This window comes from Vibrio mytili, from assembly GCF_000830505.1.
In the GTDB taxonomy this organism is placed as follows: domain Bacteria; phylum Pseudomonadota; class Gammaproteobacteria; order Enterobacterales; family Vibrionaceae; genus Vibrio; species Vibrio mytili.
This window is the reverse complement of record NZ_JXOK01000087.1, coordinates 1-24,752: the sequence shown is the minus strand read 5'-3', so window position 1 is coordinate 24,752 and position 24,752 is coordinate 1. Positions and strand designations below refer to the sequence as shown.

General features: G+C 37.8%; 18 protein-coding genes and 2 pseudogenes. 12 read left to right on the top strand and 8 right to left on the bottom strand.

What is annotated here, in order from left to right; all coding sequences use genetic code 11:
* The first annotated feature begins 112 nt into the window (after window positions 1–112).
* From SU60_RS20390 to SU60_RS21525, 4 genes are read left to right on the top strand one after another with little or no spacing between them, the layout of a single operon-like run.
* Window positions 113–1,603 carry an N-6 DNA methylase gene (locus tag SU60_RS20390; protein WP_041157132.1) on the top strand — a complete coding sequence of 497 codons (1,491 nt, stop codon included), beginning with the start codon at window positions 113–115 and terminating at the stop codon, window positions 1,601–1,603.
* Window positions 1,603–3,357 (top strand): restriction endonuclease subunit S, encoded by a 1,755-nt coding sequence (locus tag SU60_RS20385; protein WP_041157131.1) that lies wholly within the window; start codon window positions 1,603–1,605, stop codon window positions 3,355–3,357. The genes SU60_RS20390 and SU60_RS20385 overlap by 1 nt, the downstream gene beginning before the upstream one ends.
* Window positions 3,358–3,410: 53 nt before the next feature.
* Window positions 3,411–4,742 (top strand): AAA family ATPase, encoded by a 1,332-nt coding sequence (locus tag SU60_RS20380; protein WP_084735992.1) that lies wholly within the window; start codon window positions 3,411–3,413, stop codon window positions 4,740–4,742.
* 41 nt (window positions 4,743–4,783) lie between these two features.
* The gene (locus SU60_RS21525) at window positions 4,784–5,287 is read left to right on the top strand and encodes a hypothetical protein (RefSeq protein WP_084735990.1); all 504 of its coding nucleotides are present in this window, start codon (window positions 4,784–4,786) and stop codon (window positions 5,285–5,287) included.
* A gap of 454 nt (window positions 5,288–5,741) precedes the next feature.
* Here the strand turns inward: SU60_RS21525 and SU60_RS20375 are convergent, their stop codons facing one another.
* The 3 genes from SU60_RS20375 to SU60_RS20365 form a co-directional block, all read right to left on the bottom strand.
* Window positions 5,742–6,713, bottom strand: a complete 972-nt coding sequence (locus tag SU60_RS20375) for a hypothetical protein (protein ID WP_041157130.1) — start codon at window positions 6,711–6,713, stop codon at window positions 5,742–5,744.
* Window positions 6,714–6,918: 205 nt separating this feature from the next.
* Window positions 6,919–7,509 carry a recombinase family protein gene (locus SU60_RS20370; RefSeq protein WP_029861041.1) on the bottom strand — a complete coding sequence of 197 codons (591 nt, stop codon included), beginning with the start codon at window positions 7,507–7,509 and terminating at the stop codon, window positions 6,919–6,921.
* A gap of 633 nt (window positions 7,510–8,142) precedes the next feature.
* Window positions 8,143–8,430 (bottom strand): hypothetical protein, encoded by a 288-nt coding sequence (locus SU60_RS20365; protein ID WP_041157129.1) that lies wholly within the window; start codon window positions 8,428–8,430, stop codon window positions 8,143–8,145.
* A gap of 662 nt (window positions 8,431–9,092) precedes the next feature.
* On the opposite strand from SU60_RS20365, the gene abiEi reads away from it, so the two are divergent.
* Window positions 9,093–9,620, top strand: coding sequence for a type IV toxin-antitoxin system AbiEi family antitoxin (gene abiEi, locus SU60_RS20360; RefSeq protein WP_245228444.1), 528 nt, complete (start codon window positions 9,093–9,095; stop codon window positions 9,618–9,620).
* Window positions 9,621–9,821: 201 nt separating this feature from the next.
* Here abiEi and SU60_RS20355 read toward each other — a convergent pair whose 3' ends face one another.
* Window positions 9,822–10,310, bottom strand: a complete 489-nt coding sequence (locus SU60_RS20355) for a hypothetical protein (protein WP_041157127.1) — start codon at window positions 10,308–10,310, stop codon at window positions 9,822–9,824.
* A 469-nt stretch (window positions 10,311–10,779) separates the two neighbouring features.
* On the opposite strand from SU60_RS20355, the gene SU60_RS20350 reads away from it, so the two are divergent.
* Window positions 10,780–11,157 (top strand): hypothetical protein, encoded by a 378-nt coding sequence (locus SU60_RS20350; RefSeq protein ID WP_041157126.1) that lies wholly within the window; start codon window positions 10,780–10,782, stop codon window positions 11,155–11,157.
* A 557-nt stretch (window positions 11,158–11,714) separates the two neighbouring features.
* Here the strand turns inward: SU60_RS20350 and SU60_RS20345 are convergent.
* Both SU60_RS20345 and SU60_RS21520 read right to left on the bottom strand, forming a co-directional pair.
* Window positions 11,715–12,794: pseudogene (locus SU60_RS20345) on the bottom strand (IS3 family transposase).
* 61 nt (window positions 12,795–12,855) lie between these two features.
* Window positions 12,856–12,975, bottom strand: a pseudogene (locus SU60_RS21520) (transposase); the annotation flags it as partial.
* A 346-nt stretch (window positions 12,976–13,321) separates the two neighbouring features.
* On the opposite strand from SU60_RS21520, the gene SU60_RS20340 reads away from it, so the two are divergent.
* The 3 genes from SU60_RS20340 to SU60_RS20330 are packed head-to-tail and all read left to right on the top strand — an operon-like array spanning window position 13,322 to window position 17,002.
* Window positions 13,322–13,957, top strand: a complete 636-nt coding sequence (locus SU60_RS20340; protein WP_041157125.1) for an EAL domain-containing protein — start codon at window positions 13,322–13,324, stop codon at window positions 13,955–13,957.
* Window positions 13,954–14,628 carry an AraC family transcriptional regulator gene (locus SU60_RS20335; RefSeq protein ID WP_041157124.1) on the top strand — a complete coding sequence of 225 codons (675 nt, stop codon included), beginning with the start codon at window positions 13,954–13,956 and terminating at the stop codon, window positions 14,626–14,628. The genes SU60_RS20340 and SU60_RS20335 overlap by 4 nt, the downstream gene beginning before the upstream one ends.
* 7 nt (window positions 14,629–14,635) lie before the next feature.
* Window positions 14,636–17,002: a bifunctional diguanylate cyclase/phosphodiesterase gene (locus SU60_RS20330; protein WP_041157123.1), complete on the top strand. Its 2,367-nt coding sequence runs from the start codon at window positions 14,636–14,638 to the stop codon at window positions 17,000–17,002.
* A 1,467-nt stretch (window positions 17,003–18,469) separates the two neighbouring features.
* On the opposite strand, the gene SU60_RS20320 is transcribed toward SU60_RS20330, so the two are convergent.
* Window positions 18,470–19,045 carry a DUF2913 family protein gene (locus SU60_RS20320; protein WP_025506924.1) on the bottom strand — a complete coding sequence of 192 codons (576 nt, stop codon included), beginning with the start codon at window positions 19,043–19,045 and terminating at the stop codon, window positions 18,470–18,472.
* Window positions 19,046–19,402: 357 nt separating this feature from the next.
* Here SU60_RS20320 and SU60_RS20315 point away from each other — a divergent pair, with 357 nt between their 5' ends.
* The 3 genes from SU60_RS20315 (at window position 19,403) to SU60_RS20305 (ending at window position 22,796) form a co-directional block, all read left to right on the top strand.
* A complete protein-coding gene (locus SU60_RS20315; protein WP_041157122.1) occupies window positions 19,403–19,789 on the top strand; it encodes an HVO_A0114 family putative DNA-binding protein in 387 nt (128 codons plus the stop codon).
* Between the two features lie 610 nt (window positions 19,790–20,399).
* Window positions 20,400–21,182 (top strand): metallophosphoesterase, encoded by a 783-nt coding sequence (locus SU60_RS20310; RefSeq protein ID WP_025624126.1) that lies wholly within the window; start codon window positions 20,400–20,402, stop codon window positions 21,180–21,182.
* 282 nt (window positions 21,183–21,464) lie between these two features.
* Window positions 21,465–22,796, top strand: a complete 1,332-nt coding sequence (locus SU60_RS20305) for an ATP-binding protein (RefSeq protein WP_041157121.1) — start codon at window positions 21,465–21,467, stop codon at window positions 22,794–22,796.
* Window positions 22,797–22,846: 50 nt separating this feature from the next.
* Here SU60_RS20305 and SU60_RS20300 read toward each other — a convergent pair whose 3' ends face one another.
* A complete protein-coding gene (locus SU60_RS20300) occupies window positions 22,847–24,214 on the bottom strand; it encodes a tyrosine-type recombinase/integrase (RefSeq protein WP_032080360.1) in 1,368 nt (455 codons plus the stop codon).
* Window positions 24,215–24,752: the final 538 nt, after the last annotated feature.

Below are 24,752 nucleotides of genomic sequence, written 5' to 3'. Positions count from 1 at the left end.
CCCACTAACCTCCACCGTTATTGGGCATCACCTCTCCCCTTTCCAGTACTCACATTGACGTAGAAATGCTACAATCTGCCCCAATTTTTCAGCTATTTAGTAGTAGAACTTCATGTCAATCAGTTCAGTTATCAAGTCAATTCAAGACATCATGCGTAAAGATGCAGGTGTTGATGGTGACGCGCAGCGTCTAGGCCAAATGTCGTGGCTTTTATTCCTTAAAGTGTTTGATGCTCAAGAGGAAGAGCTAGAGTTCGAGTTAGATGATTACCGCGAACCCATCCCTGCGAAATATCTATGGCGTAACTGGGCGGCAGATAACCAAGGCATTACGGGTGACGAGCTGCTGGAATTCATCAATGATGACCTATTCCCGACGTTAAAAAACCTAACCGCACCGAAAGACACCAACCCACGTGGTTTTGTGGTGAGAGAAGCCTTTAGTGATGCTTTCAACTACATGAAAAATGGCACACTGCTGCGCCAAGTGATTAACAAGCTCAACGAGATCGACTTTACTGACTCTAAAGAACGCCACCTGTTTGGTGATATCTACGAACAAATCCTACGCGACCTACAAAGCGCAGGTAATGCGGGTGAGTTCTATACCCCTCGTGCAGTGACTCGTTTTATCGTCAATCGTCTTGACCCTAAACTGGGTGAGCAGATTATGGATCCCGCCTGCGGCACGGGCGGATTCCTGGCTTGCTCGTTCGATCACGTTAAAGAGAACTACGTAACAAGCGCAGCCGACCACCAAACGCTGCAAAAGCAAATCCATGGTGTAGAGAAGAAACAACTGCCACATTTGCTGTGTATCACCAATATGATGCTCCACGGCATCGAAGTCCCTGATCAGATCAAGCACGGCAACACGCTCAATAAGCCGCTTTCAAGTTGGGATAGCAATATCAATGTGATTGCGACTAACCCACCGTTTGGCGGCACAGAAGAGGACGGGATTGAAAAGAACTTCCCTGCCGAAATGCAGACTCGTGAAACGGCTGACCTGTTCTTGCAGCTTATTGTGGAAGTATTGGATAAAGATGGCCGCGCAGGTGTGGTGCTGCCTGATGGCACCTTGTTTGGTGAAGGTGTAAAAACCAAAATCAAAAAGATGCTGACAGAAGAGTGTAACCTGCACACGATTGTTCGTTTACCTAATGGCGTGTTCAACCCATACACAGGCATTAAGACCAACATCCTGTTCTTTACCAAAGGCCAACCAACTAAAGAAGTATGGTTCTATGAGCACCCTTACCCAGAAGGCGTGAAGAACTACAGCAAAACCAAACCGATGAAGTTTGAGGAGTTCCAGCAAGAGATCGATTGGTGGGGTAACGAGGCCGATGGATTCGCTAGCCGTATCGAGACCAAGCAAGCTTGGAAAGTGTCGATTGAGGATATTATCGAGCGCAACTTTAACCTTGATATTAAAAACCCGTATCAGGACGAAATCGTCAGCCATGATCCTGAAGAGTTACTGGCGAACTATCAGCAGCAACAACAAGACATCAAAGCACTGCGTGACCAACTGAAAGGCATTCTCGGTGATGCGCTTAGCTCTACCATTCAAGGTAAAAAGCAAGGTGGAGCACAATAATGGCAGTCGAAAACCTGATTACCGAGCATATTGATATTTGGACGTCGGCAGTAAAGACCAAATCGACCTCTGGTCGCGGTAGCAGCAACAAACTGGAGCTTTACGGTGTTAAAAAGCTGCGTGAGCTAATTCTGGAGTTGGCTGTGCGAGGCAAGCTTGTTCCTCAAGATCCTAATGATGAGCCTGCTTCTGTGTTGCTTGAGCGTATCGCGCAAGAAAAAGCGCAATTAGTTAAAGAAAAGAAGATTAAGAAACCAAGAAAGTATGAACCAATTGATGATAATTCTTTACCCTTTAATATTCCTTCGAGTTGGAAATGGGCAAGAATTGAGGATTTAGGCCGTGACCTTGGTCAGAAAAAGCCAGATAAAACGTTTACTTACGTGGATGTTGGCTCAATTAATAAAGAGTTAGGCTATATAGACGAACCAAGCATTTTAGAACATTCTGAGGCGCCATCCCGAGCTAGAAAATTAGTCCAGAAAAATACTGTTATTTACTCAACGGTACGACCATATTTGCTAAATATTGCTGTCATTGACAGAGACTTTAATCCTGAGCCTATAGCTAGTACTGCGTTTGCAATTATCCATCCTTTGAGCGGTATTTCTAGTTCGTATATTTATAGATACCTTAGGTCTCCAAGCTTTATTGAATATGTTGAGAGTGTTCAAACTGGTATTGCTTATCCTGCAATCAATGATAAACAGTTTTTTTTCGGTCTAATTCCTGTACCACCAAGCGCTGAGCAACGCCGCATCGTCGCCAAAGTCGATGAGCTAATGGCGCTTTGCGACCAGCTTGAGCAACAAACCGAAGACAGTATTGAAGCGCACCAAGTGCTGGTAACAACTCTGTTGGACACACTCACCAGCTCTGCCAATGCTGACGAGTTAATGCAAAACTGGGCGCGAATCAGTGAGCATTTCGATACCTTATTCACCACTGAAGAGAGTATCGACCAGCTTAAGCAAACCATTCTACAACTGGCAGTGATGGGTAAGCTTGTTCCGCAAGATCCAACCGATGAGCCTGCTTCTGAGTTACTGAAAAGAATTGCGGAAGAAAAAGCACAGTTAGTCAAAGATAAGAAAATCAAGAAGCAAAAAGCACTGCCGCCGATTGCTGAAGATGAAAAGCCGTTTGAACTGCCGAGTGGGTGGGTATGGGAAAGGATTGATAATCTATCCAACTTGATAGAGTACGGTTCATCACAAAAAACTGTTGACCCATTTCCTGGCGGCGTCCCTGTATTAAAAATGGGAGATATACAAAATGGTCAACTTATATTAGGCGACCATAAAATGATGAGCGCTGATGTAGAAGAACTTCCAAGCCTATATTTAAAAAACAACGACATACTCTACAATCGTACCAATAGCGCGGAGCTAGTAGGTAAAACAGGCATTTTTAAAGGTGAAGATGATAAATACTCATTTGCGTCCTATTTAATCAGAATTCGCTGTAACTCTAGAAATGTACTTCCAGATTACATTAACTTGTCGATGAACACACCTTTATTTAGAACAACTCAAGTTGAACCACACATTAAAAAACAATGCGGGCAAGCCAATGTTAACGGTACATTGATGAAGTCAATGCTGGTATCTATACCGCCTTTAAACGAACAAAAACAGATAGTCAGTAAAGTCAATCAGCTGATTTCGGCATGCAATTCTCTGAGAAGAACAATAGAAAAATCCAAATTAAAACAATTGAATATTGCTAACTCAATTGTGAAACGTTTGGTTTAAAAGTCTTAAAAGCAGCTCAAAGTAAGCTGCTTTTTCATATAAGAACAAGAATCATGAAATTAAAGCAACTATACATAAGTAACTACAAGAATCTTAATGAATTCACTTTAGACTTCTCAGAGGAATCATTTATCGAAACTTTAGTCGGTAAAAACGGTTCAGGAAAATCCAACTTCATAGAGGCACTCTTAGAGGTTTTCAGACATATATTCCAATATGATTGGCGAGACAACAGGTATGATATATTCTTCTCTTATAACCTTACTTATGAAATCGAAGGTTCAACTCAAACTATAGAATACAACTCAAATGTGAATCAGCTCATTATAAATGGACGCAATAGAGCAACCGTAGGTCAGACACCACTACCTGATTATATCTTAACCTATTACGCTGGGCACAACTCCACTGTAAGTGAGCATCTGAGTTCATTCGAAGAAAAGTTTGCTACAAATCTTGTTAGAGCAGATCAAACTGACAGTAGACCTTTCATAGGCCTCAATAAAAGTTACAACGATATATTACTAACAGTCTTTTCTCTTCTTCCTGATGATTCAATCGCAAAGACGTTTGTTTTTGAGAAACTTTCAATTGATGAAATTTATGATGAACTAAGAATCGAGTTAGAACGCCCTCACTATGCAACTACAGCGCGTTTTGACGTTCAATCCACAGATGAAGAAGATCCTTCGAAATATTGGAAACTTGCAGGTACAACCAGAAATATGTTGGATGAGTTAGACACTCACTGTAACGCCCCTATAGCAGAAGGAGTTAGAACTGAAGGCTACTTAGCAGGCTCGGATACTTACCAGAGATATTACTCAATCCGTCGCATCAAAGAACACTTTGCAACAAATACAGCTCATGACTTTTTCCGAATGTTAGATAACTTCAAAACATTAGGGATGCTAAAATCTGTTGTACTGAATATAAAGTTAAGAGACAACACCGATGTGGCGTCAAACGTTTTTAGTGACGGGCAATTTCAAGCCATTTACCTGTATTCGATAAGTGAAATTTTTAAGTCAGCCAATAGTATCACTATCATGGATGAACCTGACTCTTTCTTACATCCTGAATGGCAAGCACAATGCTCAGAGCAGATACAGTCTATATCCAGAAGAGCAGCATCAACAAACCACATAATCACAACGACTCACAGCGCGGTATCCTTAATAAGTAGCCCACAGACTAGAATAAGGTACTTTGAGGAGCATGAAGGATCTGTCAGAACTTTTACTCTACCAAAAAGAGAATCGGTTAGACGCCTTTGCCAAGGTGTTATTACTTACACTGAAGAAGAACAAATGCTCAGTGTCTTAAACGCCATCCACATAGAAAATAAACCCGTTTTGTTTACGGAGGCAGTACGGATCCATTAATAATAAAGTCTGCATGGTACAAGCTATATCCAGATACTGAAATGCCATTTATTCCCTTCTATGCATTCAGTTGCTCCTATATAAATCAATTGATCACTGATCAACGCATACACAATGAAATGAATGGCCGCAAGGTGTTCGCCCTGTTCGATTTTGATGAGGCCTATAATCAATGGAATAGCCTTAACGGCCAAGTTTTGCTCGACAATGTTTCGAATGGACTAGTCAAGAAGTGGGACGGCGGTGAAGCGTACGCTATCATGCTTCCAGTCCCTCAACACCCAGATATCCAGAGACAAGTGTTTAAAAATGAGGCATTAGAGGAGCACTTTGGTGGCGCATCTTTTTGTATGATTGAGCATCTGTTCTATGGTTTGGATTTAACTGCACCATTTTTCACAAACCAAAATGTACCAGGAGGGCAGTTAATTCAATTCCAGGGCTGTAAAACTAATTTTGCTAAAACTGTAGTACCAACTCTACCTCCCGAGAACTTTGAAGTATTTCGTCCAATGCTTGACTGGATAAGAGAGCGATGTGCATAAGGGAGCGAACATGAGCCTATATAATATAACTAACAAAAACCTCACCGCACTGACGCCGACCAATGGAGCCTAAGTAATATCACTCGATTGATTCACTTTGCAGAGCAAAGTGGCATGGTTGTAGAAAAAGCAGGCTGATTCAGCTACCCAAAGTCGCAAGTAACAATCTTTGAGGAGAACATCGTTCTCCTCGAAGGATTTTTTATTTGTTAATCAAATACTCAATCTTTAGGTTTTGATAATTTAAGCGAGAACAATGTTCTCGCAGTATCAATAGCAAGCTCACCAATCCCCAGTTACATCAACTCGTTACTCAGAGAACATTGATCTTCCACACAGTTTTTTTATTGATTAATCAAATACCCACTCTTTACTATTTTAAGATTGGGATAAGAATACTGTTCCAAGTACAGTTCAGTGCACTATCGAGATGGTTGCTCATATCAAAAAGGTGTTACTTAAAAGCTAGCGTGAGATAAGGCAATACATACGCTTTGAGCTTAGACTCTATCTGTTCCACTGTTTTTAGTTGCTCTGGTAGAACATTGTTCATAGGAGTTTCAACATCTATCACAGTGACTAATCCACTCGCTCGTGGCACCGTTTTTTTCGTTACCACTACCAGTGCTTCGGCTTTACTTTCAACGGTATCGAGTGCGCTTAATAGAGCGTCACATTGAGATATTTGCGGTGTGTAACGAATCAGAAATCGGGTAGGGTTTATTGGGCTTACGAACACTTCCCGAGCAAGCTCTGCTGTTTCGTGGTAAAAGTATCGTTCGACTACATCTCCAATTGCTACCTTCCAACCTTGTTGAATTGCCGCAGTCGTTGTCGGCATCCAAAATTTAGAGAAATTCTCTCTTTGTGCTCTAGGCGCATTGCGTGTCAGATCGCCAATCACTGGGTGAGCAGGAACAAATCCCATGCTCTTAAAACCATCTCGTAATTCTTTGACGATTGGATTGGAGTCTTCGCATAACAAAGGGTAAATATCACGCCACAAATAATGAGTTTTTTCTATCGGAGATAGATACTTAGAATGGCTCATAACTTGGCATGAAGGCGGCAGTAACTCAGAGCGAATATAAATCACGTGATCAACAGGCAGTTGTAGATATCGCTCCAATTGAAAGAGGTTGCCACTCTCAACATTACCGATCGTTTCGGCTGCGTCGAGTTTATTCTCACAGAGAGCAATTGAACCATCATTTAATATCAGACGCATGTCTGGTCGGCATCCTGGATAGATAACTTGTGTTTCGACCTTGCTGATCAACCTGCTATCTTGGTCTCCAAATATCAACCTAACAAATGCTCGATTGAAACGTTCTGAAGACCTTAACGCAGCAGCGAAGAATTCAGTTAAGTGATCCTCTTTTGCTACCGTTAGTTTTTGAGTATTGATGAATAAGCCCACAAGCATCCCTTTCTGTCAGCGTCGTTTCCTAACAAAAAGGTTATCCGATTTTCCAGTCAGAACAATGTTCTTGTATCAAATATCAGCGTGATATCTTAGTAGCCTTACGTTAAGGAAGAACAAGGTTCTTACAATATCGTTTAAACCTCTTCGCTAATAACTACTACTGACTGGTAGATCTCCACCTCTCGGTATCATGGAACATTGTTCTTCATTGAATACTTTCAGTTAACCGCTTGTTCCAATGTCGCTTGACCGTGGGGACGGAGATGCCTAGAGCATGAGCTGTTTTGGATTGGCTCAGTCCCCTTGATCTACATTCTTGAACTTTTTGAGTTGTACTGATGGCTTCTGGTCGTCCAATCCGCTTACCCTCAGATTTAGCTCTGGCCTGCCCTTCCAATGTTCGCTCCCGAATTCGGTTTCGCTCAAATTCAGCAAATGCTGAGAACATTTGCAGCATCAATCGTCCCTCCGCTGAGCTTAGATCAGCGGTTGGCAGATCTAGAGATATTGGCGTTACACCTTTTTCTAACAGCATACTGATCGTATGCTGAACATCGATGTTATCTCTTCCAAGTCGATCAAGCTTTAGTACCACCAGTTTGTCCCCAGGCTCTAGTTTATGCTCAATCAACATTTTGAACTCACGTCGTTCTGTTGCAGGCACACTACCAGAAACTGTTTCATGTACAATTCGGTGTTCTTGAATATCGTAGCCAGCATTTCTGATAGCTAAGATCTGATTTGACACAGTTTGCTCACTAGTCGATACACGACAATAAGCGAATGTCCGTCCCATACTATCCACTACTCACTCCTTTTGGCATCACAATTGGTATCATCAATCGATTGGGTGTCATAAAAATCCGAACACTACTTTATGAGACCGTAAACACTTCATTCCCGTCTGGTATCAGAAAACGGATGTTTGTTGATACTACCCTGGGATGTTTACATCTCGCTAAAGTTGACTACTTAAGTCGATAATTTTGACAAAGTAACTTTGCCTTAAGAAAACCTAGAAAATAAATGAATATCCGTGAGTAACAAACATTACTCTAAATTTAATTCATCTATAATAAAAACAAAGTTACTATTAATTTTCCTTGGCAATAAAATTAACACATAAAAAATAAATTTTATTTTATTAATTTTTCATGTTATAACTATTATAACGGTTATAACTATTATAAAGTTATAATTCTAATATAAGGTTAGATTTTAAAAAAGTGAAGGTTAAGCCAAAGTAAGCTTAATTTATTACAAGAATTCTTCTGCCACTACTGGCACTTCCAGTGCCAGCATTGGCACATTGATTGCCAATCCTGGCAAATTCTCTTGCCACCTGCTTTAATGACGGAATTTTTAAGGCTTTTATCACTTGCCTGATACAAGCCCACAGGCTTTAACGTTGTGCAAAAAAAGAACAACCTTAGAACACGTTGAATGTCTCATTTCTTCTTGACTTATAACGGTTACAACCATATAAACCAGGCACTCGGCATTCTTTCTTTTCTTTAATATATTGTCTCTTTAAACGAACTTTGGGAACACTATTCTTTTCATCCGAATTAATAGAATTTGCTCTACGTAATGCCTCTTCGTCTGAAATGTCATTGTAGACTACTTTAAAATTATTGAGCTTAGTTTCACGTTCTTCTCTTACGGATAGATAACTCATTTCACGATCACGTTTAGAGTAAACCAAAACTTGAGACATATCGAAAACCCTTTTGATATATATAGATAAATTCAATGGCTATTATATTTATCAAGTAATATTCTCTTTGTAAAGGACCTTTAATCACTATTTTTAAAATCACATTAACATTTAATTATTAAATAAAAACCGTTTGGTTTTTTAATTATTAAATTAGTTAAAATTCTAACTAAAAATGAAAAAGATCAGATTCTGGTCTATTAGTGTCCTCAAAGAATCATATTCATCATCATAGATTCCGAGTTAGGATCCTAACCGAGAATAGAGAACAGATTCTGACTATTGGTGACGCAATTCCCCCTCCTCAAAGAACCATATTCATCATCATAGATTCCGAGTTAGGATCCTAACTGAGAATGAAGAACAAATTCTTACTACTATTGGTGATGCTATCCCCCTCCTCAAAGAACCATATTCATCATCATAAATTCCAAGTTAGGATCCTAACCGAGAATGAACATCGCACCTGACGATTAGTGCTGCCATTTCCCCACCTCAAAGTAACCATATTCATCCCCATAAATTCCGAGTTAGGATCCTAACTCGGAAAAACAAGTCAGGAATCACTAGGGTATCAGCGACTACCAATGCTTTATCCTCAATCACAAGTGGACAAAAATATATGTCATACTTACTTTTTGTGACTACTTATGATTATTGAAGTGAAGATTGAGACTGCATTAGAGCGCCTGCATAAGTTTGACAAGCAAGGCATACATGTTTATCGAAAGAGTGATCTCAGAAGGTTATTTTTTGATGATTCACTTACAGCATTCCAACAAAGCCTGCCACGTTTAGTAAAAGCAGGAGTAATAGAGCGAGCGTGTAACGGTGTTTATGTATTCTCATACAGTCGTCATAGAAGTGGTTATACTATTGAATATATTGCTAAATGCTTGCGACGGGGAGAGTACAATTACATCTCTCTAGAATCGGCACTCTCAGAATACAGTGTCATTTCTCAAGTGATGACCGATCGAATTACTATCATGACAACGGGGCGTAAAGGGGAATTTAGAACCTCCTACGGCGTTATCGAGTTCACACATACCAAACGTGATGATATTGATATTATCATCAATACCATATCTTCAGATCGGCCCCTTCGGATTGCGAAAAAAGAAGCTGCGATTCGAGATTTGAAGAGGGTTGGCAGAAACACGCACTTAATTGTGACGGATCACGATTAGTCAGATGCTGGCACTCCCAAAAACCGTACAACTCACTTCTGGACAAAAATGAGTTTCGGAAAATTGAATATTAGCAAGTCATGAATAGCTACAGGTATGGAAAGTAGATTAACTTATTGTTCAGTATTTCTGGTGCAAATCACTTAATTTGTATTTAATTATAAGAGCCGTCATGATAGCTAGGTCACTAAACAAGTTTTTTCACAAAGCATTTAGCTCCCTTTGTTCAAAGTATTCTAGTGCTTGTTTAAAGTTAGTAGCTGGAATTGATATTTCTACTGTCGAATACGATGCCTCTAGCTCCAAAACGATTGGGTCTTTTGACTTTACCAATTGTTGGACGATGAAGTCAGCGCCCTTTTGTGTCCTAGCTCCAATTTTCACTCGATTATCATGAGTACATACCGCTATCATGTTAACCCATGTTGAGCCTATTTTAGCTTTGTAAAAATCATACTCCTTTGGTTTTGAACATTCTTTATATGTACTCAAAATAACCGATGGGTAATCTTCCACCTTTTGAATTGATGTCAATATTATTCCTTCAGGCAAGAGTGGGGCTTGCGATACTGCCATCGGCGTTCCTAGCAACAACGCCCATCCTTCTTCCATGTTTTGATTCTTATCATAGAAATCTGCATTAGCTGTGAACGCATATATAAATAACAAGCTAGTTAAAAATCTTTTCATCAACTTCCCCAATATAAATATATTTCACCAGTTAACTCTTTAGTTATCACTGTTTGTATTTGAAAAATCCAGTATAAGGCTAATTACCTTCTTGGACAATCAAACTACTTGCTACTACTTAGCAAGTAGTTTGATTGTCTCTAAAACAACACTTCGGCTTTATATTCAATAGGTCTGTTAATGTTTTGAATCAATTATAATCAACGCTATCCTATTCGACGACAATAAGCACGGCTTACAGGGCTGTTCTTAGAAGGGAAGTAAGCTGATATTAAAGAAATTGCTATGCATTTCATTCTCTATGTGATCCCCCCCAAGCGCCTACTTCTTAGCCGCTTCGAACATCAGCAAGGCAATCAAATTCGCAGCCGATGCCAACGTTTGGCAATTAGTGTTAGTATTTATCACGATCGACGATATTGGATAGTCGCATTGTTCGCTACATTTTTATAAGAAACATCGAGGCAAAATGACAGAACAAGAAATTTCACAAATAGCGGCTAAGGTAGTTAGCGATAGCAAGTTTTGGATTGCTCTTATCGGTATTATTGGTGCTGTGATAGGCTCTATTTTGACAATAGTAGGTAACCTTGTGATTGAGTGGTTCAAAGCTAGAAATGAGCGTAACATCGCCAAAGCGAGACAAGACATTTTGAAAAATATGTTAAGTGACCCGAAATTTGAATGGCGTAACATTTCGACGCTAGCTGCTGTTATTGGTTGTGATGAAGAATCTACCAAAAATCACCTAATTGCAATTAATGCTAGAGGCTCTGAAAAAAACGATGGAAAGTGGGGGCTAATTTCGCGTCATCCATTAAAGGACATTACGCGTAATAATAGATAACAATCAAGTTAACATTAATTGTATGTATTTATTGGATTACTGAGTTGGGGGTAGTCTTGTGTACCAATATAATTCAAATCGGCCTTCATTAAATCGGGCCTTTGCCCAATTATACTTATTCAGGGTTGATGACTAAAATCATGCTTAGTGTAAGCGTTAGGTGTGAGTTTTTCTAAGGAAAACTCCATCAGCCAGCTCTTCCGCTCTCACTGGTCGAAACTGATAAAGGGGCAAAAGTGTTTCAGAGCTTAAATTCATTAGTCCATTGGTTCTGACAAACCCACTCATGAAGATAATGGGTAACACATTTTTCACCAGAGAGTTGGGCACTAAGAGAGCTTTTTTATCTATTAATTAAATGAGCAAACTTTAGTTTTTGATGATTTGAGCGAGAACAGTGTTCTCGCAGTAGCGTTTGAACGCTACCGACCTTTGCCTATATACCCAAACACGAGTCGGATAATACCTGACTCAGCCTTTCGTCATTCGGAGAACATAGTTCTCCGTTCAACTAAATGAAGATGCGAGAAGAAGCTCCAGCCAGACTGGACACTGCATTAAGCGACCTTTTGGCTTTTCAAAGTCAACTGGCTTAGACGCCCAAGATCACTGTGCCTTCTCGTTCGATTATATTAAACCTCAATGTATTCGAAGACCGATTGACGCATCTATTCTCTCGACATTATCAGCTCATATAGTACAGCTTCCACCTTCATGGCATGAAAGAAACTCTCTATATAAACGTTGTCCCAACAATTTCCTTTTCTATCCATACTTTGTTTTAGATTATAGGTACTAATCAACTCTCGATAACCTTTCGAGCAATATTGGCTACCATGGTCACTATGAACGATGACTCGCTCAGGAAAGCTACGATGGAATAAGGTTATTGAAAGAGTATCGCTGACTAATGTTGTTGTCATCCTCTTAGCCAACGACTTGCTGTGAATAAAGATCAATGATTACCACTAAGTATAGACAACCTTCACTTATCGCCAAATACGTAATATCTCCGCCCATTTCTGATTGGGCGGCAGTTGCAGAGAAGTCTTGCTCCAACAAGTTCGGAGCGATTGGCAACTTATGAATGCTATCCGTCGTACATTTAAACTTACGAGCAGCTTTCGCTACTAGATTTTGACGTTTCATGCTACTGGCAATGGTCTTCACATTATGCCTGCTACCGTTATCAGTTAACTCTATCTGGATACGTCTAGCACCGTCCCTGCCTTTGCGGTTATCAAACGCCTCTTTGACTTTGTCGTCTAATACCTGACGGGCTTGTTCTCGCAGGCAGTCTCTATGACGATGCTTAATCCAGTAGTAAAACCCGCTTCGCGATATGCCAAACACCTCTGCCATATGAGATACACGGAAATACTGCAGATGTTCAAACATAAATTCGAAGCACAAGCTACTTTAGATTCTCCGTAAAGTAGGTGGCGGCCTTTTTTACTACTCCTAGCTCTTTTTCTCGCTCAGCAGTACTGGAGTTTTTATTTGCGGCTTTACGCCAACCGTAGATTTGAGAGTCATGGAGAGATAGTTATCTAGCGGCAACAGCAGCGCCGACTTTCTCCGCAATCTCAAGTATTAAATTCGGAAGAATGGATAATAAGTTTTTTCTTGTTTGTCATGATTCACCTCGTTAGTGATTTTACTCACTTAACTCAGGGTCCAAGATAACTGGTGCGGCTCAGTAATGGCGAGGTCGCTGAATTGACGAGGCCTGCCACGCTTGTTCTGTTTGCTTTGCTTCTATTCGCTTATAACTCCTTCATCAATCCAGAAAGTGAGTGAACCACGATTAATTAGCACTTTGCTGTACTGTTTTCAGTTAGTTGTTGTGTAACGAGGCTTCTCCATAAGACTAGGGGGATCAACTGTGTCGTCGTACAGCTCATCACCTCTTGCCTTAGTTTCATCGAGTTACGTAACAAAGCCTTAAACATAGACCACACTAAAGCACTCTTGATTTTAAATGTTCAATAAGCTATCTGTTAATGTACGGTCAATTTAATGTCAATATAATGACAGTGCGTTTGAGGGTGATAAATAACAATAGATATCATGGCTAATAATAGAAAACTGGTTGCTTAGGTTTTAAGAGGTGATTAATCTTGCGCTTAAAAACAATATTCATATTAAAAAGGTGTAGTGAGATATGGATTTAAAAAGTAGCATTTCAAATAGTATTTTTTTGCATCCTATTTACTCAAGTGAAACTGGAGATGTGGCTTTCTCTGAGGTTTTATACACTATACCTGATGGATATTATGAGGAGCAGTTTTTAGATATGACTGTATCCGATGAAATAATAATGGAGTCAGCATTAAATATTGTTAAAAAACTTCAAAACAATGAAAAAAACAAATTTAGTATTAATATTACCGCAAATATATTGTTGAGTGATGAATTCATAACGAGAATTTCTTTATTTAATAACAAAAATTTAGTGATAGAAGTTAATGAAATAGAAAATAATATGCTACCTGACTTGTATCTATCAATAAAAAAACTCAAGGAGTATGGAATTGAATTTTGCTTAGACTCTTTTTGTCACAAAGATGAAACTTTTAATCAATGTTTAGGTTATATAGATTGGGATTATATTAAAATAGACAAAAAGTACTCATTTAAGGATTTAGAAAAGCATGTAGCACAAATTTTAATTCCATTTTGTAACGTTGGCGTAATTATTGATGGCGTTGACTCAAGCATAAAACAACATTTAAAAAGTTCTAACAAAATATACTATCAGGGATATTATAAAAATCCACCGAAAAGGTTTGCATCATGAAATCAGTTAAAGTTAAACCTTGTAAATTAGGCGCTTACTTCAATAAGAATGAACATATTATCCAGATTGAAGAAGGGAGTGGCGCTGTATCGTATAACGGATTTTCATGTATATTTCAACCAGGTGATTACCTTTATATTCCGAAAGGAGAAGTTATTCATTATTCTGTAGAAGAAGAAATAGTAGAGCTTAAAGTCATATCATTCAGTCATTTAAAGCAAATCATGTCCAAGCGTGATTATTATATTTATTTAAAAACAAAGAACGATTTAGAGCTATCATCAATATATTATAAAAATTATCTGTTAGACCTAATTAAAAAAGATCTTTTCTTACCCAAGATAAAATCAGATGAACCAACATTAGAAAAAATAAGAGAGTGTATAAAAAAACATCCAAGAATAAACTGGAATATTGATAAGCTTTGTCAAAGGTCAAATTTAAGTATTAAAGATGTTAAATTAGTTTTGTCTAAGCTAAATGTGACAATGTCTGAATTAGTGATTAAAGTTAAAATTGAAAACTCAGTGGAATTATTATTATCTACAGAAAGCGTTGTTACAACTTCGAAATTATTAGGTTTTTCCAGTAGTTCTTTTTTTATAAAGAAGTTTAAAATTGTTTATGGAATGACTCCAAAAATTTTCATTAATTTATTTAAAAAAAGCTAATATCAATATGTCAGTGATTAATAATAAGATTTCACGTATTAATTTATCCGTTTATCTATTTTTGCTTTTGGCTTTTTTTATTATAATTTTTTTTAGAGTATTTGTAGGTAATTTAGAGCAATATTCATTATATATTGATAAGTTTAGTGAAAACAAACTAGTTGAAAAAAGAAATGCATTAATAGAAGAGGCAGAGTCTATTTCAGCCTCTATTTATTCAATTATAAATTTAATAGAAAACGAACTTATCGAGAGTGTTAAGAAAAATACTGCCATCATTGAATTTGCTAATGAAGATAGTATAGAAGAAGACTTTATAAAAGAAAAAGTAAATAAGTTTAACTCAACCTTCAAAGATAATTATGTTTTTATAGTAAACTATAAAGATAAGAACATTATAGAATCAAATATTTTTAACCAACTTAATGATAATCTTAAAGATAAATATTCTAATAGTTTTTTTGAAAACTTTCCTATCAATGGTGGAGTGTATAGATATAAAGTACCTTCTAAATTTGGTTCTAACAAAGTATCGTATATAAAACAAATACCTAACACACAACTATATTTGGCAAGTGGATATGTTAACGAGTTTCTTCTCGAACGTGTACATGATGAAATATTTAATCTTTTAGAAAATTCAAGTTTGGATGACAATATTGAATATAGGGTCTACTCAACTCATAACGGTATTATATATGACCAAAAGGTTAAACAAAATAGATACTTAAACAGTCAAAGTTCACTTTATTTTTTCTATGATTATATCTATAACAACTTTCTTGAATTAGATAGCAGTAGTGAGTTTCTTTATATTAACAAAACCATAAGTGAATATGGGATAAATATATCACTCTCTATGGCTAAAAACTTCAAATATGAACTAAACGATGATTTCAAATATCTATTTAAAGAGTTCTTATATGAAGATATCAAAACAATAGTTAGCTCATTCTTTATTTTACTGGCTATTTCATTTGTTATATATTATTTTTTACATAAAAAAATATCACGTATATTGACGACATATAATAATAAGATATTGCTAGAGAAAAAAAAGTTAAAAGATTCAAATAAAAAAATTGACAGTATAGCAAAAACCGATTACTTAACAGGCTTACCAAATAGAAGAAGTTTGGAAATCGATTTTAAAAAAACATTTTGTCTCAACAGTTTTTATTTAGTGTTTATTGATTTAGATGGGTTTAAACATATAAACGATTCGTTAGGCCATTCGTTTGGTGATATGTTTCTAAAGAAAATATCTAGCAATATCACTGAAGAAATCGATGTTGATGATAAATTATATAGATTTGGTGGTGATGAGTTCATTGTTATATTTCAAGGTAATGTTGACATTTTAAGTAAGATTAACAATTTATCGCGTTCAATAAATAAGCCTGTTTTTATAAAAAATAGAAGAATAGAATCTACTGCTAGTATTGGTTTTTCTCAATATCCAAAGGATGGAGATAGATTGGATCTTTTATTACAATATTCAGATCTAGCTATGTATGAGTCCAAGAAAAAAGGAACGTCACATTATACTGAGTATAATACTGGTCTACTTCAGACGGCTAATTTTGAATTTGAGCTAGTAAATGATTTAAGAAGGGCTTGTCGAAATAATGAGTTCTATACTGAGTATCAACCAAAGTTTGATATCAAGAGTCGTCAATTAGTTGGTTTAGAAGCTTTGGTTAGGTGGAAACATCCTAAAAAAGGTTGTATTCCTCCAGATGTTTTCATAGAAACGGCTGAGTCTGCTGATTTAATTGACTCTGTCGGCTTTAGAGTTATAGATTATGCAATTAAAGATTATTACGAAAATAAATTACATTTTCATAGTGATGTTACATTATCAATAAATTTGTCACCCAAACAGATACATGAAAACTTAAAAAATTATTTAAATGAATTAATAGCAAAAAACATGATTGATACTTCAGATATAATATTTGAAGTTACGGAAAATGTTTTTTTTGTCGAAAATGAAAATAAACTTGAGATAATAAATGATCTGGTTGAGTTAGGGTTTAGGTTTTCCCTAGACGATTTTGGAAAGGGTTATTCAACATTAAACAATCTAATAAAATTGCCATTATATGAAGTCAAGTTAGATAAGTGTTTTTTAAATAGAGTTCCAAATGAATTAAAATACAACTCACTTTTAAATTCTATAATTAATCTTTTGTACAACTTAGAATATAAAATTGTTATAGAAGGAGTGGAAAATGTTGCGCAACATAATCATTTGATAGAAATAAATGACTGTATATTTGTTCAAGGTTTTTTATATGGCAAACCAGAAAGTATGAAATCTATTGTAAACAAATTCCTTGTTAAAAATAATGTATTAATGGAAGAGATTTAGATGAAGTGTAGAAACTGTTCTAGTTTTGGATTCTATAGAATAGAAAGAAAGTTTATAGAGAAAATTATAATCAAGAAAAAATTTCTTTGTAAAGATTGTGGATTTATCTTTAAAGACTATAGGTTTTTCATTAAATTCACACAAAAAGGTTAAATACAATTAATTTAAATCATTATATTTGAAAGTTTCATTAAGAATAATGAAATAAAATTTTAACTTATCAAATCGACTAATAAATTAAGACAATATCATATCTTTATTTGACTTGATATTGTCTATCCTATTTTTATTTTTTCGCTACCGTCAATAAACTATTTATCTTCCATAGCCTTTCCAAGTTTGGTAAGTTTTAGTTCAACGGTTTGGTTGGGGGCAATTAGATTAAAAATAAACCAATAACTTAACAGCTAAACGTGTATATCAGTTAATCATCTTAGGCCTATGCGAGACCTAGTTATAATAAAACTAACTGCAACAGTACAACAAAGCGTTAATCAACCGTAGCAGACCTCGTCGATTCATCGACTTAGCCATCACTACCGTACTGAAGGTGAATAAAAAAACAACAACACTAGCATGTAATCAGTTTATCGATTCCTTGTTTATGTTGTCTAATACTACTCTTACCTTCTCATACTTCATTTGTATCAGTCTTTTAGTTAAACAAGTTGCGGTCTCTTTTGAGACAAAAACTGGAGGTGCAATACAGTACCTAGCCACTGATACTGGCAGCCTCAAGGTTTATGGCGAAGGTAAACGGAAGGTCAAAAATCATGGTACTGACGGATGCGTAGAGTTTGAGAAAATTTGCATTTAGTATCCGACGCTGCACTCACAAAATAATCGCAGAAGAACTGAGTTTATCTCATGTTACGATACAGAAGTCCTTCTTAACTTTGTAAATCAAACACGCCGAAGAATTATCGAGATATCTGGTGATGGAGCTTATGATACAAGGAGTTGTCACAATACTATACGGGTTAAGCGAGCTGTTCCGCTAATCTCTACAAGAAAAAGCCACTCTCGATCTTAGCGGTAGTTTGCCAGAAGCTTTACGGCTTGAACAAAAAGTTAAAAAAGCGATATCGTTATTGCAAGCATTTACTCTCAAAAAGTACGATGTATAGAGTGCGGCAGTCGCTTGGTAGGAAGATATACATGAGAAATTACAATGCTCAGGTGGTTTGGTTATCTATCCGAATTACTTAACAAAGCCCTGTGATGTTCCTGACATTGGAAAATGTAATGCTTATCCGCACCAATGAATTGGCAACCAACAACATCCTATGAGGATTCTTCCAGGATATAGTAGAAAAGGCGTAATTCTTAACATATTGTTCTTGAAGTATTTTTATAATATGTATCAAGGTAAAGTCGAATAACTAAACATTTGGTACAGAAAAGTTCCAAGACTACATTATGAAATATTCGAAATACTTGGAACTATTATTTTTATATGTTCAGCAATCAGGAACGAGGGTGTAAGCGATAGTGATAGCTCTTCAATGATTTATTAACTTGAAATACTTCATATTCAAAATAAGCTTGCTCATCTAGGGATTGAGTGAACTTAACTATTTGTTCTGTATGAATGAGCAAAGAAATGGGCGCAACCTGGTGATTGTCATACTCATCGAAACAGTTGTTAATGTGTGCTCTATCTAAATAAACAACATCTTGATTCTGTGTTGGAGTTTCTTCAATCAACTTTGTTTCAAACCCTGCCTTCTCAAGCTGCTCAAGCAACTCATAGAGTTTGTCTACATCACTCTTGCTCTTGATTGAACTATATTGCTGTACAATCCCATTTAAATATTTCTCGATTGACCCAAACTTATTTTTCATTAAACAGATGGTTTTTAAATTCTTTTTGATAAGTGAATAGCGTTGCTCTTTCAATTTTGGTTTTAAGAAATCAATGAGGATTTTGTTGCGTTGCTCTTCTTTGACAAAGCTTTGAGACGCGCTGACTTTAAAGTAAAGATGAAGCAGTGCATTTTCAAAAGTAGATTTTAAAAGCTTGTAATATAATTGTTCTGACATTGTAAGCATTGATTATTTACTCATGCTGTTATTCTAACATATAAAAAGAAAAGCAAACTAACACTGCAACTAGTTTACTTTGCCCCCCCATGAGTCACACGAAAACCAACTCTCTAGTCTTGATTGGTCAGCTAATACACAAGTGTTTTTCTAGTGAAGAGCCTCGTAGACCTTAGGATAGGGTGACCCGAAAAAAGGCTCAATGATACTAGGATTTCATTGTTTCTATTATCCTCACGATCTCGAAAGTTGTGTCCGATAGTATCGTTTTTTCGTTGAATATAACTATCCACTTTTTCTTTCAGAGCAGCGTTTTATACACTAGGGTTTTGTTATTTCGTTCTGGGAGGGATAGTAATGAAAGCTCGTATTGGAGTTATGTCAGAAGACCTCATTCGTAGGCACATGACTAGTGTGGCCGCAGGCAACATTAGTCATAGCAAGTATCTACCGACATTTTGGTTCACATCACTAGATGAAGTATCAAAGTTACTGTGTAATGAAAATATCGAGCTAATGCTCCTGATGAGTAGGGAAAAGCCTGAAAATCTAGCTGAACTTGCGGACATCAGCGGTCATAATACTCGTAAACTGTCACGTACACTCCACTTACTATCATCGAAAGGGTTTATCCAAATAGAGAAGAAAGACAATACTTCTCGTCCCGTCGCTTTATTTACTGACTTTGAAATTATTCTGGGCAAAGAATTAGAGGATACACTGCAAGAAAGATATTGTGCATGATGTCTATCACTCGTTACTGCGGCGTATGCCGCTTAAAAAGCACAGCTTTATGCTGTGCAACCTCAAATAGGGGTTATTCTTAATACTTTCCGTCTAGGTCAACCTGCTCGTCACCAATGCTCTCTTCCAGCTGCTCTGTGAGGGCTTCAGTTACTTCAAACTACCATACCTGTGTTTGGTAGAGATATCGTAATCGAGCAAGTCAATAACCCCATCTAGCGCAACGTCACGATCATGTTAGTCGGCTTGCTCGTTATCACTTTTTTAGCCTTAACCTCGCTCTTCATATAAGCCTCACTCATAAAAATGCCTGCCGTAGTTACGGAGCACACTAACACTTTTGCTAGCCTCAACGATGTTGCCAAATCAAAGCACCTCAACTAAAAACTAACAATTTCAAATTGTTAATAACAACTAAGATTTAGACACTAAAAGTTAGTGTCTAATCTTAGTGCCGAAAAATCAAACAACACGTCCAATCATTGTCCTGTTCAAAAGCACCCTTCAAGTACCTTGAGTAGAAATGCTTAGCGCATATGCTCACTTCTCTAATCCAAATAATCCATGTACCATGCATGAAGTAGTCAATCAATCTTAAGGCCATGATAGTTTGAAGTTTTACGTTGTTTCTGACCTACACCTGGACACTCACGGAATACGCCGCGATTTTTGGCATGAGTTCGATAAAGAAGCCACGTTGGTTGTTGCTGGTGACACGGCAAACGGTCTATTAGGCATAGCATACGTAAAGAATGTACTTTGCCGCCACTTTAAGGCGGTCATCATGGTTGCTGGAAACCATGAATGGTATAGCAATAAGAGTAAATCCTACCGATATACAAGTGAGTGCGAATCTAATACTAACTCTGGTTCTCTCAACGTTTCTAAGAATTCAGTATTAGCAAAGCTTAAGGCTCATAGCGATACCACTGAAAACCTGTTCTTTTTGAACAATGAGTCGATTGAATTGAACGGATTCACTATCTTCGGTGGAACCCTTTGGTTTCCCATTCACACCTATTCGGTCGAGCTTGTAAATGTATATTCTGAGTTGATGAACGACGCTAAGTTTATTGACAGCTCTATAATTGAAGAGCAGTACAAAGCATTCGTCAATAACCTCCCTGAGAAAGTAGATCTTGTTGTTTCACATCATCTTCCTTCTAAAGAAGCTTTCGCGACAGAAGAAAATGCCAATAGTGTTTATGCCCCCTACTACCATGCAGGGTTGAGTAATGAGTTGATCTCAAAAGCGAGGTTCTGGGTTGCAGGGCATCAACATGATGCTGTAGAGAAAGTGATCGCAGGCGGTAGTACCACATTCATTTCTAATCCCAAGGGTTCTGTACGCTTAACTAGTGGATTACTTACTAATAAAGCTTATTACCTATAAGAGCTAGCCAGCAAGAAACTTTGGTATCTGAAAGCCCGCTAGGGCCTTCTCACTGTGATCATTGCCCTTGTGAAGCAACCAAACAGAAATGATGCATAGATCCATCACCTCACAGCCCCAACACTATCATTCACATAGAAATCACTCTAAACACTTTTACGCGCATAAAAAATGTCAAAACCATCTCTTTTAAGCGCAAAAAAATGTTACATCTTACATTTAATTGCGCATTTTTGTGTAATATACACTCAACCAGATAAGCACTTTAACTGAGGTGGCTAGATGAAACGAACACTACTTGAAAACCTACTCGCCTGGAAAGACAAGCCGACAAGGAAGCCTTTGCTGATTGACGGTGCTAGACAAACTGGTAAAACATTCTTATTACAGGAGCTATTAGGAAGTACATTCGAAAATGTCATAAGAATCGATTTCCTAGAAAGCCCTGAGTTAATTGAAGCTTTTTCAGGCTCTCTAAACCCTGATGACGTCATCACCAACATTGAACTATTAACAGGAGAAATCTTCGAGCCATCAACAGATCTTCTTATTTTAGATGAAATTGGTGAATGTCCAAGAGCGGTCACCTCTCTTAAGTACTTTGCAGAAAAGGCTCCCAAAGCTTATGTTGCTGCTAGTGGTTCAAATATCGGATTGCTCACGTCCTTTCCCGTTGGAAAAGTTGAGCAACACAATTTAAGGCCACTGACTTTCAGGGAGTTCTTGTGGGCATCTGGAGAAAAAGCACTGCAAAAAGCGTTTGACCAAAAGCTGAATTCTCCAGCAGCTCATACAAAATTAATCGAACTACTGACCGACTATTATTTTGTTGGCGGCATGCCTGAAGCCGTAAACTCATGGTTCGAAAACTCAGAACTCAGTATTATTGAACGCATTGAAGCCGTATCTGAAGTCCATAGGAACTTAATTGAGGGCTACATGCGTGATTTCGGAAAGTACTCTGGAAAAGTGGACGCACAGCTAATCGAATCTGTATTTCGAAGTATTCCCGCTCAACTATCTTCGGTATTCGACGACTCCGTTAAACGGTTTAAGTTCAAGGGAGTTCACGAACGCAAGTCTCGCTATGCTGAATATGAAAGTGCGATTACATGGCTTCACAAGTGTCGGCTTGCTTTAAAAAATCATCCTATTGAAGGGCAGCCTCGTTCTCCTTTAGCTGCTTATCAAAAGGAAAATACGGTTAAACTATTTCTCTTTGATGTCGGGCTATTGAACCATATGCTCGGCACTGGTTACCGTGAAATCAAACAGCAAGGCTATGAATACAAGGGATATGTCGCCGAAAACCATGTTCAACAGGAAATCGCTGCGCTAGGTATTGAACCAAGCTTCTCTTGGAGAGACGCAAGAGCAGAGATAGAGTTCATTATCGCTGATGACCTAGGTCGAATCGTACCTGTAGAAGTAAAAAGCGGTAAGCGAACTCGTGCGAAATCATTGCAATCCTACATCGAGAAATGCAAGCCCCACAAGACAATCAAACTTACAGGTACTCAAGGCTCTCCAGCAACAGAGAAAGAGCACATCGTGATGCCGCTTTACTACACCGAATACTTACTTGATCACCTGAATGATCTAGACAAGAACTAGGTAGTAACAAAATTAACAGAAAGCCCCAATGGGGCTTTCAAAAACAATCTTTATTTAAGATTAGCTCTTAGCGACTGAGTACTTTTAATGTCTGGAAAAGGTAACGTTTCAGCGGAAGGTACAACTGACAACGCTGGTGGAACATATCCAATCAACTCTTTCAATTTACTGCTCCAGGTTTCAAGCCCACCTAACTTATCGTCAAAATAGTCATAGCGATCATAGTGACGTGTACTTACATCTTGTAAGGCGTGATTTTGAATACGATCCCTGACTTCTTTGCTGATTCGGCATGCCCCCATCAAAGTTTTACACGTTCGACGCAAATCCTTAGGCACAAACTTATCGAACCCCACGGCATCGCGATAACGAGTCACTGCACGACAAATTGAACTAGTCCTCATGGGTTCTTCTGCATCTTTAGGATTTGGAAAAACATATCGTCCACCACCAGAAAGCTCATATTGTTTCTGAAGTATTTCAAAAGCCAATCCGTTCAACGGTACGATATGATCTTTTTTGTTCTTGGAACGTTCTTTGGTAATGCAGACAAATCTTTCTTCCCAATCAACATTCCACCATTCAAGTGTAATCACCTCATACGGTCGTTGCCCCCCTAGATAGATGCACAGTTGAAGTAAGTGCCTCAAATCTTGTCCGATGGGTACAAGATCATAGTTTTCACGAAGATCTTTTAGCAGACGCCGTAACTCTCGCCATTCTAAGAACCTTTCACCAATGCGCTCTCCGTCTTTTTGCTTAGGAATTGGTGCTACTGGATTGTATTTTATGCCAAATTTCGACTCTAAAGAGAAATAGCGAGGATCGTTATCAAAGCGCATCCCATGGTTAAACGCCGCCATCACATAGCTACGTACTCGGTTACTTTGGGTGATAGCTCCGCGCTGGATCATCTTACTAATAACGTATTTAATATCATCAGTCGTTACATCACACGCTTTGGTGTTTCTGTCTATATATGGATAGAATTCTCGTACCAGCGCATTTCGCACGTCTTCATACGTTCTCTTTCCATCTATTTTCATGCGCTCCGTATAGCTATGAAATAGCTCATCAATGGTTCCTAAGCTTTTACTCTCTGCATCAATTTTTTTCTGCTCGCTCTCTTGTTGTTCAAGATGCAATTTAGGATCTTTTCCTCCGAGCAACAGTTGTGAGAAGACCTGGGCTTTCTCGCGAGCTTCTGTAAGAGTCATACTGCCAGCACGTGTACTGAATAAACCGATTGAGATAAATTTTTCTTTCTGTTGCTGGTAGTAGCGAAACACGAACTGCTTTTTCCCACTAGTGAAAATTTTTACACCCAAACGCCCTATACCTCGTTGACCTGACTGATCCCAGAGATAATAGGAATTTTTACGACTGGTCGCGGATTGAATTTTAGTAACAGTTAACATTCTGATTTTCTCTTGTCTTTTTTGGCGAAGTTAACTTTCTAGGTCAACAGGCATAACCTAAAAGCAGCCAAAAATGATATTGACAAACTTCCTACCTAAGCAAAGCTAGGTCAGGTAATGGGTCAGACAAGAGAAAAGTGACATGAAAATCAATGCAAACTAACGCAACAAAGACAAACAGATAAATATTTGAATTTAATAGAAATTACCAAGCATTGCATACTCATAAAAATGAACCTGGTAGGACTCATAATCGATTGGTCCGCAGTTCAAGTCTGCGAGGGGCCACCATATTCTAGAAGGCTCGTAGAGAAATCTACGGGCCTTTGTCTTTTCTGGTCCGGTCTATATCCGGTCCACAATTACTTCCGGTAAGCTCTGCTCCATTCGGTCAGCCGAAACACGCCACGTAGTCACCACAGAGTCACACTTCCCCTATCAGAGTGATATCCATCATCAGAACCTTCTCTCGTCTGTACAGCACGAATCAGGGCAGATACATACCACTTAACACCAGACCGGAACCCCAGAAAAACTC